At 31.2% G+C, this 14,164-nt stretch carries 17 protein-coding genes; 8 read left to right on the forward strand and 9 right to left on the reverse strand.

Going from position 1 to position 14,164, the window contains the following annotated elements:
* Positions 1 to 167: 167 nt before the first annotated feature.
* Positions 168 to 488, reverse strand: a complete 321-nt coding sequence (locus CD129_RS06170; RefSeq protein ID WP_078357918.1) for an ArsR/SmtB family transcription factor — start codon at positions 486 to 488, stop codon at positions 168 to 170.
* A 32-nt stretch (positions 489 to 520) separates the two neighbouring features.
* Positions 521 to 721 carry a hypothetical protein gene (locus tag CD129_RS06175; protein ID WP_078357919.1) on the reverse strand — a complete coding sequence of 67 codons (201 nt, stop codon included), beginning with the start codon at positions 719 to 721 and terminating at the stop codon, positions 521 to 523.
* Positions 722 to 923: 202 nt separating this feature from the next.
* Here CD129_RS06175 and CD129_RS06180 point away from each other — a divergent pair, with 202 nt between their 5' ends.
* Genes CD129_RS06180 through chrA form a run of 4 tightly spaced genes read left to right on the forward strand, consistent with a single transcriptional unit; the run spans position 924 to position 4,137 of the window.
* The gene (locus CD129_RS06180) at positions 924 to 1,238 is read left to right on the forward strand and encodes an ArsR/SmtB family transcription factor (protein ID WP_078357920.1); all 315 of its coding nucleotides are present in this window, start codon (positions 924 to 926) and stop codon (positions 1,236 to 1,238) included.
* Positions 1,238 to 2,527, forward strand: coding sequence for an arsenite efflux transporter membrane subunit ArsB (gene arsB, locus CD129_RS06185; RefSeq protein ID WP_115337808.1), 1,290 nt, complete (start codon positions 1,238 to 1,240; stop codon positions 2,525 to 2,527). The genes CD129_RS06180 and arsB overlap by 1 nt, the downstream gene beginning before the upstream one ends.
* 17 nt (positions 2,528 to 2,544) lie before the next feature.
* On the forward strand, positions 2,545 to 2,937 hold the full coding sequence (gene arsC, locus CD129_RS06190) for an arsenate reductase (thioredoxin) (RefSeq protein ID WP_078357922.1): 393 nt from the start codon (positions 2,545 to 2,547) through the stop codon (positions 2,935 to 2,937).
* Between the two features lie 36 nt (positions 2,938 to 2,973).
* Positions 2,974 to 4,137 (forward strand): chromate efflux transporter, encoded by a 1,164-nt coding sequence (gene chrA / locus CD129_RS06195; RefSeq protein WP_078357923.1) that lies wholly within the window; start codon positions 2,974 to 2,976, stop codon positions 4,135 to 4,137.
* A 92-nt stretch (positions 4,138 to 4,229) separates the two neighbouring features.
* Here the strand turns inward: chrA and CD129_RS06200 are convergent, their stop codons facing one another.
* The 4 genes from CD129_RS06200 to CD129_RS06215 are packed head-to-tail and all read right to left on the reverse strand — an operon-like array spanning position 4,230 to position 7,758.
* The gene (locus CD129_RS06200; protein ID WP_115337807.1) at positions 4,230 to 5,000 is read right to left on the reverse strand and encodes a DeoR/GlpR family DNA-binding transcription regulator; all 771 of its coding nucleotides are present in this window, start codon (positions 4,998 to 5,000) and stop codon (positions 4,230 to 4,232) included.
* Between the two features lie 24 nt (positions 5,001 to 5,024).
* On the reverse strand, positions 5,025 to 5,888 hold the full coding sequence (locus CD129_RS06205) for a ketose-bisphosphate aldolase (protein WP_115337806.1): 864 nt from the start codon (positions 5,886 to 5,888) through the stop codon (positions 5,025 to 5,027).
* A 30-nt stretch (positions 5,889 to 5,918) separates the two neighbouring features.
* Positions 5,919 to 7,301, reverse strand: coding sequence for a PTS fructose transporter subunit IIC (locus CD129_RS06210; RefSeq protein ID WP_115337805.1), 1,383 nt, complete (start codon positions 7,299 to 7,301; stop codon positions 5,919 to 5,921).
* A gap of 10 nt (positions 7,302 to 7,311) precedes the next feature.
* Positions 7,312 to 7,758: a PTS sugar transporter subunit IIA gene (locus CD129_RS06215; protein ID WP_115337804.1), complete on the reverse strand. Its 447-nt coding sequence runs from the start codon at positions 7,756 to 7,758 to the stop codon at positions 7,312 to 7,314.
* Between the two features lie 820 nt (positions 7,759 to 8,578).
* Here CD129_RS06215 and CD129_RS06220 point away from each other — a divergent pair.
* A complete protein-coding gene (locus CD129_RS06220) occupies positions 8,579 to 9,721 on the forward strand; it encodes an NADH-dependent flavin oxidoreductase (protein WP_115337803.1) in 1,143 nt (380 codons plus the stop codon).
* Between the two features lie 78 nt (positions 9,722 to 9,799).
* Here the strand turns inward: CD129_RS06220 and CD129_RS06225 are convergent, their stop codons facing one another.
* The 3 genes from CD129_RS06225 to isaB all read right to left on the reverse strand — a co-directional run bounded on the left by CD129_RS06225 (position 9,800) and on the right by isaB (position 11,553).
* Positions 9,800 to 10,144 (reverse strand): cyclophilin-like fold protein, encoded by a 345-nt coding sequence (locus tag CD129_RS06225; RefSeq protein WP_107509208.1) that lies wholly within the window; start codon positions 10,142 to 10,144, stop codon positions 9,800 to 9,802.
* 57 nt (positions 10,145 to 10,201) lie between these two features.
* A complete protein-coding gene (locus tag CD129_RS06230) occupies positions 10,202 to 10,762 on the reverse strand; it encodes a DapH/DapD/GlmU-related protein (RefSeq protein WP_115337802.1) in 561 nt (186 codons plus the stop codon).
* Between the two features lie 209 nt (positions 10,763 to 10,971).
* On the reverse strand, positions 10,972 to 11,553 hold the full coding sequence (gene isaB, locus CD129_RS06235) for an immunodominant staphylococcal antigen IsaB family protein (RefSeq protein ID WP_115337801.1): 582 nt from the start codon (positions 11,551 to 11,553) through the stop codon (positions 10,972 to 10,974).
* Between the two features lie 873 nt (positions 11,554 to 12,426).
* On the opposite strand from isaB, the gene rpiA reads away from it, so the two are divergent.
* The 3 genes from rpiA to CD129_RS06250 all read left to right on the forward strand — a co-directional run bounded on the left by rpiA (position 12,427) and on the right by CD129_RS06250 (position 14,161).
* Positions 12,427 to 13,107 (forward strand): ribose-5-phosphate isomerase RpiA, encoded by a 681-nt coding sequence (gene rpiA, locus CD129_RS06240; RefSeq protein WP_078357930.1) that lies wholly within the window; start codon positions 12,427 to 12,429, stop codon positions 13,105 to 13,107.
* A 92-nt stretch (positions 13,108 to 13,199) separates the two neighbouring features.
* A complete protein-coding gene (locus CD129_RS06245) occupies positions 13,200 to 13,652 on the forward strand; it encodes a DM13 domain-containing protein (RefSeq protein WP_078357931.1) in 453 nt (150 codons plus the stop codon).
* Positions 13,653 to 13,723: 71 nt separating this feature from the next.
* Complete coding sequence (locus CD129_RS06250; protein ID WP_115337800.1) at positions 13,724 to 14,161, forward strand: DoxX family protein; 438 nt, start codon at positions 13,724 to 13,726, stop codon at positions 14,159 to 14,161.
* The last annotated feature ends 3 nt before the right edge of the window (positions 14,162 to 14,164 follow it).

Raw genomic sequence — 14,164 nt, forward strand, 5'->3', positions numbered from 1 at the left:
TCACGATTATGAATAATATTAATAATTCAAAAAACAACATTAAAAATGTTTTTATGAAATCTATAATTGAATCTAACATTAGGATAATGCCTCCGAATTTGTTTAATCAACTTTTTTTGATATATTAATCAAAAAAAGTTGATTAACTTTATATTAAAAGAAGATACTTATAATATCTTACAACAAGTATCTTCATTCAAAACTACCTGTATTTGTTGCTCATTAATTTTATAATAGTTCCATGTACCATGTTTTTCAGCAATAAGAATATTTACAGCTACTAATTTTTTTAGATGATAAGAAAGTTTTGATTGCTTTAGTTCTAATACTTTCTCCAAATCACATACACACAAAGATTTTGTATCGCTTTGACGTATTGAATGCAAAATTTTAAGTCTAATTTTATCAGCAAGTGCATTAAACATCTGTTCATAAAAATCTAATTGTTCTTCCTCAGTTCTATTAGGACTGGATTTAATTACTTCCATTGAATAATCACCTCTTTGATATTTAAATGTCTCTATTTCTGTTTAAGCTCTTTTATTGCTTGGTTAAAATGAGTTTCTGTCATTTCACCATATATATTCGTTTCACCTTTAAAAAACTCTTTCTTCATATATAATATAGCTTTTTTTAGAGAAACTTTCCTTGATATCATAATTAAATTTAAATAACTAACAAAATAATCAACTGACAGTGTACTTGCGTGATTTACTCTCATAAAATTGGACTCCTTTATAAATACTAAAACAATACATCAACTTTTCTTGATGTATTAACTATAAATAATTATTTTAATTTTTGCAAGGTATCAAAACTAGTTATTTACAACGTATCCAAATTTAATACTAGAAATAGGTGGAAACTATATAGACATAAAGCTATATAGATGATAGTCTATTTAATATCTAGGAGGTATTTTTATGTCTTATAAAGAACTATCATCAATATTCAAAATTTTATCAGATCCGAGTAGATTGGAAATACTAGATTTACTATCTTGCGGTGAGTTATGTGCTTGTGACTTGCTAGAACACTTTCAATTCTCACAACCTACGCTCAGTCATCACATGAAGTCATTAGTAGATAATGATTTAGTTACCACACGAAAAAATGGTAATAAACACATGTATCAACTTAATCACGCAATTTTAGATGATATTAATCAAAATTTAAAAGTCATTAATAAATCTAATCAACGTTGTGTGTGTAAAAATATGAAATCAGGTGAATGTTGATGACAATTTTAGCAATTGTAATTTTTCTTTTAACTTTAATTTTTGTAATATGGCAACCTAAAGGCTTAGATATTGGTATTACAGCTTTAATTGGAGCTGTCGTTGCTATCATTACAGGGGTCGTAAGTTTTTCCGATGTATTAGAAGTAACTGGTATTGTTTGGAATGCTACCTTAACATTTGTAGCTGTTATTCTTATTTCATTAATATTAGATGAAATTGGATTTTTTGAATGGTCTGCGATACATATGGTCAAGGCTTCAAACGGTAACGGATTAAAAATGTTTGTTTTTATCATGCTTTTAGGGGCAGTTGTAGCAGCATTTTTTGCAAATGATGGTGCTGCTTTAATCTTAACGCCCATTGTATTAGCGATGGTAAGGAATCTAGGATTTAATAAAAAAATGATTTTTCCTTTTATTATTGCCAGTGGTTTTATTGCTGATACCACATCATTGCCTTTAATCGTTAGTAATTTAGTTAATATTGTTTCTGCAGATTACTTTAATATTGGGTTTATTGAGTATTTTAGTCGAATGATTATTCCTAATATATTCTCTCTGATTGCTAGTATTCTTATTTTATGGTTATATTTCAGAAAATCTATACCGAAAACATTCGATACAGAAAATCTTACAGCTCCAAAAGATGCAATTAAAGATCCGAAATTATTTAAAGTTTCATGGGTTGTATTAGCAATATTACTCGTGGGTTATCTTATAAGTGAGTTTATTCAAATTCCTGTATCAATCATTGCTGGTATTATTGCTTTTATCTTTGTGATGTTAGCTCGTAAATCTAAAGCAGTTCATACAAAACAAGTGATTAAAGGTGCACCATGGAACATCGTTCTATTTTCTATTGGTATGTATTTAGTTGTATTTGGTTTAAAAAACGTAGGTATCACAACAATTTTAGCTGATGTATTATCTAATATTTCAAGTCATGGATTATTTAGCAGTATCATGGGTATGGGCTTTATAGCAGCATTCCTATCCTCCATTATGAACAACATGCCAACTGTTTTAATAGACGCTATTGCTATTGGACAATCTAATGTAGTAGGTACTATTAAAGAGGGAATGGTATATGCGAATGTAATCGGTTCTGATTTAGGTCCTAAAATCACGCCAATTGGATCTTTAGCAACATTATTGTGGCTCCATGTGTTAACACAAAAAGGAGTAAAGATTTCTTGGTGGACATACTTTAAAACTGGAATCATTATTACTATTCCAGTACTATTTGTAACACTTTTAGGTTTATACCTTACACTAATCATATTTTAAGAAAAGAGGGTTTATTTATGGATAAGAAGACAATTTATTTTATATGTACTGGAAACTCATGTCGTAGCCAAATGGCTGAAGGTTGGGGAAAGGAAATATTAGGAGAAGATTGGAATGTCTATTCTGCTGGTATTGAGACACATGGTGTTAACCCTAAAGCAGTAGAAGCTATGAAAGAAGTAAGTATTGATATCTCAAATCATACATCAGACTTGATTGATAATGATATCTTAAAACAATCAGATTTGGTCGTAACCTTATGTAGCGATGCAGACAATAATTGTCCTATACTACCACCAAACGTAAAAAAAGAACACTGGGGATTTGATGATCCAGCAGGTAAAGAGTGGTCAGAATTCCAACGTGTTAGAGATGAAATTGGCAAAAAAATTAAAGAATTCAATAGTTGAATAAAAAATTAATCAGCGATATATAAGGAGCTCTTTATGTATAATTATATAAATATATTTTTTGTTGCATTAAAACTGGGTTTATTATCATTCGGGGGGCCAACTGCTCATTTAGGTTATTTTTATGATGAGTATGTTAAGAAAAGAAAGTGGCTTGATGAAAAGGAGTACTCCGATTTGGTAGCACTATGTCAGTTTTTACCTGGCCCTGCAAGTAGCCAAGTAGGTATTGGTATAGGAACTATAAGAGGAGGCATCGGGGGAGGTATTATCTCATTTATCGGTTTTACACTTCCTTCTGTAATTATACTGATGATATTTTCAACACTATTTACTAATAGTGATGCAAGTTTTACTTGGTTGCAAGGTTTAAAACTTGTAGCTGTTGCTATAGTCGCCCAAGCTATTATAGGAATGGGTAAAAAATTAACAAATACTAAAACTACTATTATATTAGCATTATTTGTTCTTATATTATCATTATTAATAGATAATCTTTATATACAAGTTATTGCGCTATTAATAACTGGTGTATATGGTCTCATATTTCTAAAACAAACTTCAACAGATAGAATTAAAATAAAAAGGAAATCATTTAAGTTACCAAAAAAATTAGGTTTTATTTCATTATCATTATTCTTTTTACTATTAACTGTATTACCGATAGTTAGTTCTGTGACAAATAATCTATGGTTAAAAATGTTTGATAGTTTTTATAGATCAGGTTCTTTAGTTTTTGGAGGTGGACATGTTGTCTTGCCTTTATTGAAAAATGAGTTTGTACCACAAGGATTAATATCACCCGATAACTTCATAACAGGTTATGCAGCCGCTCAAGCTGTTCCTGGTCCATTATTTACGTTTGCTTCATATATTGGTATGACTATAGCAGGCTTTGGGGGAGGACTTTTGGCTACTATTGCTATTTTCCTACCAGCGTTTCTTTTGTTATTTGGAATCTTACCATTTTGGGATGCTATTAAATCTAACACTTACGCTGAAGGATTTTTAAAAGGAATAAGCGCAGGCGTAGTCGGTATTCTTATCGCTGCTTTGTATAATCCAATTTGGACTTCAACAATTAAATCAGATTTAGATTTTGTACTAGCCAGCTCATTATTTATATTACTGATGTATTTTAAACTGCCGTCATGGTCTATTGTTTTGATAGGGATAATATTAGGTGTTTTATTTTATTAATACAAATCACAGGATGTAAATAGTACTTAAAATGCTGATAATTATATAACGAGAACTCCGGTTAAAACCTCGAAGTTCTCGTTTTTTTGATGTTAATATACACATGTAATGTTATTTCTTTTTAATATGTCAATATCATTATGCGATAAATTATAGTCAGTAATTACAGTATCTATTTCATTTAATGCTAAACTTTTATGAAGGTACTGATTGTGATATTTATCTTCTGTGACAAGTAAAACTAAGTGCTTAGAATTTCTTCTAAATGCCTGTTTTATTAATGCTTCCCCCTCAGTAGTTTCTGTTGTACCTTTCTCTAAATCAAATCCTCTGCATGAAACAAAAGATATGTCTGCATTGTATGTCAGAGCATCATTAAAAGCTTTAGATCCATTAATGGTATTTCTCTTTTTAACTACTGTTCCTCCTAAAATATTAATTTGAGCTTCTGTGAATTCTGATAAAAGTGATGCTGTGAGAACGCCATTAGTTATAATTTGTAAGCCTTCAAATTTAGATAACATTTTAATAAGGTGTAACGTAGTAGTACTGGAATCTAAAAAAATGACCATATCATCATTGATTAGTGTTTTTGCTTTTTCAGCAAGTTTATGTTTGTTATCTTGCTCATTAAAATTAATAATTTTCATTAAATAGGGCAAATCTATTTTTTGATTGTCTATAATCATAGCACCACCACGAGTTCTTCTGACTAGACCTTTTTTTTCTAATTCTATTAAATCTCTTTTGACTGTTGCTTCGCTATACTTTACTAAGTCAATTAAATCTTGAGTTCTTGCAAATTGAACTATTTTTAGATGGTTAATTATAATTTGTTGTCGTTCTTCAATAATTTTAAGCATAAAATAGACCGCCTTTATAAATTATTAATTATATAACTTTGCTTTTCCTACAGTATTCAATAAATTCATTTTATAATCAACTACTTCTTTTAATCTTGCATATGCAATTGGATAGATTTCGTTGGGTTCATACATATTTTTATTTTCAATTAAAGTCTTTCTAATCCCTTCAAAGAATACGCTTTTCAAATCAGAACTTAAATTAACTTTTCCTACTCCATGTTGTACAGATTCACGAACTTCTTCGTCAGGGTTTCCTGAACCACCATGCAATACTATTGGTATGGATAATCTGGAATTAATTTCTTTTAGTAATTCAATATTTAATTTGGGTTGTTTACCTTTTGGATACAAACCATGAGATGTTCCTATTGCTACAGCTAATGTGTCAATATTAGTTTGATTAACAAAGTATTCAGCTTGGTCAGGATCTGTATATATTATCTCATCCGCTCCACCCTCACTAGAACCATTATTACCAATGGTACCTAATTCTGCTTCTACTGAAACGCCAACATTATGTGCTATTTCTACAACTTTTTTAGTAATAGCTATATTATCTTCAAATGATTTTGTTGAAGCATCTATCATCACAGATGTATAACCATTTCTAATTGCTCTTGTAACATCATATAATGTGCCACCATGATCCAAGTGAATTACAACAGGAACTTTACTATTTAAAGCATATGCTCTAACTACAGAAACAAAGTGGTTTCCAAGATATTCAATTTCATCAGGATGTATTTCTAGAATAACAGGGGCATCAAGATATTCTGCTTTTTCCATAATGGATTTAAGCATGTCAAAGCTACATATGTTAAAAGCTGGAACTGCGAATTGATTATCATTTGCTACTTTTAGTAAGTCTTTCATATTATATAACATTAAATCTCCACCTTATTTATATTAAATTAATTAAATCTTATTAATTTGTTCTTCTGAAACCTTTTTCTTTAATAATCCTACAGATAATGCAGTGACAAGCGTTCCACTTATAATTGCAATTAAATAAATGAATAAATGATTAATAACATTAGGTATAAACATGATCCAAATTCCGCCGTGTGGAGCTAAAGATGTTACACTTGTTCCCATGGATATTGCAGCAGCAGTAGCAGAACCTAATATTAAACTTGGTATAACCCGTAGAGGATCAGCAAAGGCAAATGGTATAGCACCTTCAGTAATATATGAGGCGCCTAACACCCAACAAGATTTTCCTGAAGTTCTTTCCTCTAGAGTGAACTTGTTTTTAAATATTAGAGTTGCTAATGCTAAACCTAGAGGGGGTGTCATACCTGCTACCATACATGCTGCAATAGGGGCAGTAACACCAGCTGACATCAATCCGATAGAAAATGTTGAAATAGATTTATTGATTGGTCCACCCATATCAGCAGCCATCATTGCTCCAATCAATAATCCGAATAAAATTCCAGAAGATTGACCTAAGCTATTTAACCAATGTGTTAAAGTATCAAGTAACCATGCAATAGGGGTATTAATAAGGAATATCATAGAAAGCCCAACTATTAAAATAGAAACTAAAGGTACAATAATGAGTTGATAAAGTGCTGAAATAGATTTTGGTATTTTAACTTTATTAGCCAAAGCATCAGTTACATAACCAGCGATGAGCCCACTGATCATTCCTCCCAAAAATCCTGAACCATCCACGGTTGCTAGAGTACCTGCCACTAACCCAGGAGCAAATCCGGCTCGCCCCGCAATTGAAGATGCAATACCAGCGGATAAGGCTGGCACCATTAATTGAAAAGCGGTGTCACCACCAATTTTAGAAAGCGCAGCTGCTAATTTATTATATGATTCTGAATTAGGATCAGATGCATTGATCCCAAAGGCGAAACTAATAGCTATTAAAATCCCGCCTGCTATTACAAAGGGGAGCATATAATTTACACCGTTCATAAAATGATTATAAATGCCAGTTTTGTTTGTAGATCCGTTCTTTTCATTATTATCTTCAATGTATATGGTTTCAATATCATTCAAACCATCATTTATTACATTTTCAGGATTCTTAATAGCTTGTGCAGTTGAAATTTTTTTAACTTTTTTACCACCGAATCTATTTAAGTCAATTTCTTTATCAATAGCGAGTAAGATTAAATCGGCATTATTTATTTCTTCTTGGGTCAAAATATTCTCGATTTTTGACCCCTGAGTTTCAACTTTTATATTGTGACCAAGTGTTTTTGCTGTAACTTCTAATTTTTCTGCTGACATATAAGTATGTGCAATTCCTGTAGGACAAGCTGTAATACCTACTATATTCATAATATTCCTCCTATACAGATAAAATTTTTGTAATTTCATCTGCTTGTTCAGCATTTTTAATATATTGGCGAAACTCTGAATCCATTAGTAATTTAGCTAATTCACTTAGTAAATCTAAATGTGATTCATGAGTGTTTCTTGGTAACGCAATAAGAAAAACTATATATATTTTTGTGTCATCTAATGCAATATAATCAGATAACCTAGAAGTTTTTGCGAAAGTAATTATTGGTTTATTTATATATTTTGACTTTGTATGTGGTATGCCAAATCCATCTTCAATTCCCGTTGAAACAATTTCTTCCCGTTTGTATAAATCGTTTAGAAACTTTTTCTCATTCTTTAAATAACCTTTTTCATTCAAAACTTCAGTTAGTGAATTAAATAGTTCATTTTTTGTATTGATTGATTCATCAAAAATAAAAGTATCTTTATCAATAAGTTCAGTTAGTTTCATAGTATTTCCCCCTTTCACCATTAAAAGTAAGCGCTTACTTGTTGGGTACAATCATATCAATAGTATTCAAACTGTTCAATAGTTTGAATGATTTATGTCATATAGAGTAAAATGTTATACAAATCATTTATTTTAGTGAACGAAATCGTCCAAAAATTAATGTATAGATAATCTAAATACATGTTTATATGAAATTTTTGTTAAATGATATTTAGATATTACAAAATTTTCAGAAGGCTTTCGTTAAAAAACCAAATATTAGAAGTTAATAAAGATGAGCATGAGACGTAGATTAATTTGGCAGTTAATCGAAGAGATTGGATAAGTTGTAGATTAACTTGGTAGTTAATCGAAGAGATGTTGTAAGTTGTAGATTAACTCGATAGTTAATCGAAGAGATGTTGTAAGTTGTAGATTAATTCGGCAGTTAATCTAAGAGATTGGTTAAGTTGTAGATTAACTCAGTAGTTAATCGAAGAGATTGGTTAAGTTGTAGGTTAACTCAGTAGTTAATCGAAGAGATTTGTTAAGTTGTAGATTAACTCAGTAGTTAATCTAAGAGATTTGTTAAGTTGTAGATTAACTCAGTAGTTAATCGAAGAGATTGGTTAAGTTGTAGATTAACTCGGTAGTTAATCGAAGAGATTGGATAAGTTGTAGATTAACTCAGTCGATAATCGAAGACATCTCCCCAATTAATCCCAATCAATACTTAACTAATCCGTCTTCGATATATTTCTTACTATTTTTATAAGCATTAAAGTAGCGTGTTGATTTCTTATGGTGGTATAGTTTTATTTCATAAGGAGGATTTACTAAAATGAATGAAAAATATGAACCTTTATTTAAGTCTTTAAAATTACCTAATGGTGTAGAAGTTAAAAATAGATTTGTCTTAGCACCTTTAACTCATGTTTCTTCAAATGAAGATGGTACTATCTCAGATATTGAAATTCCATATATAGAAAAACGTTCTAAAGATGTAGGGATTTCTCTTACTGCTGCTAGTTATGTTGAGCCTTTGGGACAAGCTTTTCCTGGACAACCTTCAGTTTCTAAAGAGGAAGATCTTCCAGGATTAACTAAGCAAGCTGAAGTGATGAAGAAAAATGGTGCGAAAGCTTTAATTCAAATTCATCATGGTGGTGCAATGTCTCTACCTAGTTTAACGCCAACTGGTGAAGCGGCTGCTCCAAGTGAAGTTGCAGTACAAGGCTTTGGACAAAAAGAAAAACATACAGCTCGTGAATTAACTGTTGAAGAAATAGAACATTCTATTGAATCGTTTGCTAATGCAACTAAAATAGCAATTGATGCAGGCTTTGATGGTGTAGAAATTCATGGTGCTAATCATTATTTAATTCACCAATTCTTCTCACCTTATTACAACCGTAGAGAAGATGAGTGGGGAGACCATTTAAAATATCCTTTAGCTGTTGTTGAAGCGGTTACTAAAGTAGTGCGTGAACATGCAACACCAGACTTTATTGTAGGATATCGTTTCTCTCCTGAAGAAGTTGAATCTCCAGGAATTTCTATGGAGTTAACTGAAGAGCTAGTTAAGACACTTTCAGAACAACCTATTGATTATTTACATGTTTCATTAATGGATATCCATTCTACAACAAGAGAAGGACAGTACAAAGGTGAACAACGTGTGAAATTATTATTAGATTGGATCAATGGTCGTGTTCCATTAATTGGTATAGGATCAATCTTTACTGCAGATGATGCATTAGCAGCTTATGAAACAGGAGCACCTTTAATCGCAATAGGTAGAGAATTATTACTTGATCATCAATTCGTTTCAAAAATAGAACAAGGTAAAGAAGATGAAATCGTTTCAGTATTTGATCCAGAAAGAACTGACAAACATGAATTGCCAGAACCATTATGGAAACAGTTTAACGCTGGATTTTATCCATTACCTAGAAGAGATGAAAAAGCTTCAAATACTAAATAAACAATTATATATTTATAGAAATAAAAAGGCAGTGAGACAGAAATCTAATTTATTAAAAAAGATTTCTGTACCACTGCCTTATTTTATAGTTATATCTATGTCGGACTTATGATTAATGTCTTCTAATGAATCTGGATTTGTAATAGTACCAATAGGTGTATAACGATAAGTTGCATCAAACGATTTATAAAAAATCACTAAATAAGAATCTTGATATAACATAATATCACCTTTGTTAATATGCTCGACTTCTTGAGTGTTTGTAGGGAATCTCTCATTAAATTTATGATATTTCTCATTGTTATTTAAGTCATGCATCGTAATTGATAAAGGTAATTTATCTAGCAAATATTGCGCTGTTGCATTATCGAATATATTTGCTGAAAAGGTTTTTGAGTCAATAGTGAATGTAACTTCAGACATACAGATACGCTCCTTATAATAAAAATAAACGCTATAAATTAAACGTTTAAATTTGAATTAAATTGTTTTAACAACTTTAGCTGGGCTACCAGTTACAACTGTATTTGCTGGTACATCTTTTGTTACGACAGCATTCGCACCGACGATTGCATTTTCGCCAATAGTAACGCCTGGCAATACTGTAGCTGCTGCACCAATCCATGCGTTTCTTTTAATAGTAATTGGGCTCACAATCAATCCTCTACGCTGTTCAGGGTTTGTAGGATGATTGACACTAAGTAAATTAACTCTAGGTCCAATTAATACATGGTCTTCTAAAGTAATGCCTCCTAAATCTGTGAACATAACATTACTATTTATAAATACAGATTTACCAATAGATAAATGCTTTCCAAAATCTGAGTACAATGGTAAATTAACTCCAACAGAATCATCTACTTTTTGTCCTGTTATTTCTGATAATAATTTTATTGTTGAATCGTGATCATGATATTCATTGTTTAGCTTTGATATTAATTTTGAGTTAGATTCTACTATTTTATTAATTTCTTCAAAAACAGACTCTTTCTCACTAACAACGTGTCCCCATATATTTTCGCTTAATACATTTTTAAACATATTGTTCTCCTTTTATGATGACTTTATCTATTTTATTATAATTATACCCTTTAATTTGAAAATAATTTGTTATAAATGATTTTTTAAAAAAGTTACGATTTTATCCATTACCTAGAACAGATGAAAAAGCTTCAAATACTAAATAAAAATGAAAAAGGACTGAGACAAATCATTTGTCTCAGTCCTTTTGTTACTATTTTATTATCAAGTTATTGACCATATATAATTTTAGTCAAATAACCATTTTCATCAAAGAAAGCTTTATATGAAGCATCGTTTGTATTATAAGGAATCATTGTGCCATTGCCACTATCTGGACCTTCGTCTCCCATATCGTTAGAGGCATGAGCTTTTTTGAAAGCTTCTTTTGTTACTGTATTTGGTTTAGTTTTAAAACTTATTTGAATGACTTCGTCTTTATCATTAAAATCTACAGTCGTATCATAAACTTTTTTAGAATAGGCATAATCTTTATAAGCTTTTGGATCTACTTTATAACCATCGATGGTAACATTGTCATATTTAGATGCACGTACGAAATTATAATCTAGTGTAAAGTAAGGATCGTATGTTGTATAACCTTCGTATTTATACCAAGGAATTTGTGCGTTTGTTTCTGAAGTACTTTGTGTATTTGTACCACTAGATCCACCTACACCTTGACCCCATTTTTGAACTTGTTCTGCTGCTTGAGCTTCTGAATTACTCGTTGTCATATATGCTGCTGAAGAACCTACGACAAGTGTTGATACAATGACAGTTGATGCAAGTAATTTTCCTGCTTTACGCATAATAAATCACTCCTTAACTTTTGAGTATCTCTCAGCTATAACTGCTTAATCAATGTTCAAATACATAAATCTTTGGACAAGTTATTAAACTAGGACATCTTTCCACAAATGTTTGTGATTATCACTCCTAAAAATGTGTCAAACGCTATGACTAAGTGTAATAATACACCTTGATGATACAACAAACAGTCATAAATGTAAATATATCTGGTGGATGGAAAAGTTGGTTTGTAAGTTGTAGATTAACTCCTCCGTTAATCGAAGAGATTGGATAAGTTGTAGATTAACTCCGCCGTTAATCGAAGAGATTGGATAAGTTGTAGATTAACTCAGTCGTTAATCGAAGAGATTGATTAAGTTGTAGATTAACTCCGCCGTTAATCGAAGAGATTGTGTAAGTTGTAGATTAACTCGGTAGTTAATCTAAGAGATTGGATAAGTTGTAGATTAACTCCGCCGTTAATCGAAGAGATTGCCGAAGTTGTAGATTAACTCAGCCGTTAATCGAAGAGATTGCCGAAGTTGTAGATTAACTCAGTCGTTAATCGAAGAGATTGATAAAGTTGTAGATTAACTCCGTCGTTAATCGAAGAGATTGCCGAAGTTGTAGATTAACTCCGTCGTTAATCGAAGAGATTGCCGAAGTTGTAGATTAACTCAGCCGTTAATCGAAGAGATTGTGTAAGTTGTAGATTAACTCCGCCGTTAATCGAAGAGATTGCGTAAGTTGTAGATTAACTCAGACGTTAATCGAAGAGATTGCCGAAGTTGTAGATTAACTCCGCCGTTAATCGATGTGTTCCACCAAGACATAGATTAACATTATGTTAAACTAAATTTCATATAGCATTTTATTAAAAAGAGGTGTTCGGTGTGAATCAAGATGATCTTAAAAAACGTGTTGCATATGAAGCGATAAATTATATTAAAGATGGTATGGTGGTTGGCTTAGGTACGGGGTCGACTATGTATTATGCTATTCAGAGTTTAGGTGAACGTATTAAAGAAGGGTTAAATATTAAAGGTATTCCTACTTCTGAAAAGACTGCTGAATGGGCGCGTTCTAACAATATTCCGCTTACTGATTTTTCTGAAGTGAATCATTTAGATTTAGTGATTGATGGGGCGGACGAGGTTGATGAGAACTTCCAACTGATTAAAGGTGGGGGTGGTGCACTTTTACGTGAGAAAATTGTCGCAAATGCTACGGATCAATTTATTGTGATTATTGATGAATCTAAATATGTTCAGACTTTAGGTAAGTTTAAATTACCTGTTGAAGTAGTACCTTTTGGTTGGGAAGTGACTGCTCGTGAAATTGAAGTTCTAGGTTGTAACGCTACTTTAAGAATGGACAATAACGGTATATTTTTAACTGACAATGATCATTATATTTTAGATTGTGATTTTAAAGTGATTAACAATCCGGAAAAGTTAAACCAAGACTTAATTTCTATTGTTGGAGTAGTTGAGACTGGTTTATTCATCAATATGGCTCGAAAAGTCCTAATCAGTTATTCGAATTCTGGAAAAGTTATAGAAATGAATAATTAATAATAAGTTCATAGTAGTTAATAAACAGTTAATGGTTTAATGTTTATATAGCGCATACACTTAACATATCAACTAAAGAGGAGATGTGTTAAATGAATTTAACAAAGACAACTATAGGTGCGTTTGCATTAACAACAACATTATTATTAGGTGCATGTGGCAATGATGACATGAAAAAAGATGAGAATATGGATACTAAAAGCGAAATGAAAGATAAAGATATGTCAAAAGACAACATGAAAGATAAAGATATGATGATGTCTGGCATGTTCAAATCTATGAATGATGAAATGGTGGAAGGTAAAGCAACGATTAAAGATAACAAATTAATGCTTACAGATTTCAAATCTTCTAAAGCACCAGATTTACACGTGTATTTAACGAAAGATGGAAATGTTGATAAGGGCATGGAAATTGATAAAGTAGATTATAACAAGATGGAACAAACTTTTGATTTAAAAGATATGGACACATCTAAATATAATGAAGTTACAATTTATTGTAAAAAAGCACATGTCGTATTCGGAAGTGCAAAATTAAAGTAAAATAACTTCAAATTCTAGGGGGAATTCAGGACAACTGAGTTTCCCCAATACTTTATTAAATGGAGCATGTCATGAAAAAAGTATTTCAATTTTTATGTTTAATCGTTCGCTTAATGAGCGGATTGATGATTTTTATACAAGGTTATGAAAAATTCACTGGAGGATTTAGTTTAACTGGACTAACACACGTTATTGCTCAAAACGAAGATTCCCCGATGTGGTATAAGTTGATGTTTGAGTATATGATTGAACCATATACTACTTTGTGGGAGTGGGTTATTCCACTTGGAGAAATGATGATTGGTATTGCACTAGTTATTGGTTTCTTACAGAAATATGCAGCACTTTTTGGTATATTTATAATGATAAATTACATATTAGCAGATATGATTTTTACGTATCCAATTCAGTTATTAGGTTTTATTATGATTGTATTAAATATGGATAAATTACGTAATCTATCAGCATATGCTATTTATAATATGTTTATGAAAAAGGAAGCAGGATAGATA

The sequence above is a fragment of the Mammaliicoccus fleurettii genome, from assembly GCF_003970575.1.
GTDB lineage: Bacteria > Bacillota > Bacilli > Staphylococcales > Staphylococcaceae > Mammaliicoccus > Mammaliicoccus fleurettii.

Bases quoted from the DNA above. Each gene is read 5' to 3' on its own strand.
- CD129_RS06170 (WP_078357918.1), bottom strand. From the start codon at position 488: ATGGAAGTAATTAAATCCAGTCCTAATAGAACTGAGGAAGAACAATTA.
- CD129_RS06175 (WP_078357919.1), bottom strand. From the start codon at position 721: ATGAGAGTAAATCACGCAAGTACACTGTCAGTTGATTATTTTGTTAGT.
- CD129_RS06180 (WP_078357920.1), top strand. From the start codon at position 924: ATGTCTTATAAAGAACTATCATCAATATTCAAAATTTTATCAGATCCG.
- arsB (WP_115337808.1), top strand. From the start codon at position 1,238: ATGACAATTTTAGCAATTGTAATTTTTCTTTTAACTTTAATTTTTGTA.
- arsC (WP_078357922.1), top strand. From the start codon at position 2,545: ATGGATAAGAAGACAATTTATTTTATATGTACTGGAAACTCATGTCGT.
- chrA (WP_078357923.1), top strand. From the start codon at position 2,974: ATGTATAATTATATAAATATATTTTTTGTTGCATTAAAACTGGGTTTA.
- CD129_RS06200 (WP_115337807.1), bottom strand. From the start codon at position 5,000: ATGCTTAAAATTATTGAAGAACGACAACAAATTATAATTAACCATCTA.
- CD129_RS06205 (WP_115337806.1), bottom strand. From the start codon at position 5,888: ATGTTATATAATATGAAAGACTTACTAAAAGTAGCAAATGATAATCAA.
- CD129_RS06210 (WP_115337805.1), bottom strand. From the start codon at position 7,301: ATGAATATAGTAGGTATTACAGCTTGTCCTACAGGAATTGCACATACT.
- CD129_RS06215 (WP_115337804.1), bottom strand. From the start codon at position 7,758: ATGAAACTAACTGAACTTATTGATAAAGATACTTTTATTTTTGATGAA.
- CD129_RS06220 (WP_115337803.1), top strand. From the start codon at position 8,579: ATGAATGAAAAATATGAACCTTTATTTAAGTCTTTAAAATTACCTAAT.
- CD129_RS06225 (WP_107509208.1), bottom strand. From the start codon at position 10,144: ATGTCTGAAGTTACATTCACTATTGACTCAAAAACCTTTTCAGCAAAT.
- CD129_RS06230 (WP_115337802.1), bottom strand. From the start codon at position 10,762: ATGTTTAAAAATGTATTAAGCGAAAATATATGGGGACACGTTGTTAGT.
- isaB (WP_115337801.1), bottom strand. From the start codon at position 11,553: ATGCGTAAAGCAGGAAAATTACTTGCATCAACTGTCATTGTATCAACA.
- CD129_RS06245 (WP_078357931.1), top strand. From the start codon at position 13,200: ATGAATTTAACAAAGACAACTATAGGTGCGTTTGCATTAACAACAACA.
- CD129_RS06250 (WP_115337800.1), top strand. From the start codon at position 13,724: ATGAAAAAAGTATTTCAATTTTTATGTTTAATCGTTCGCTTAATGAGC.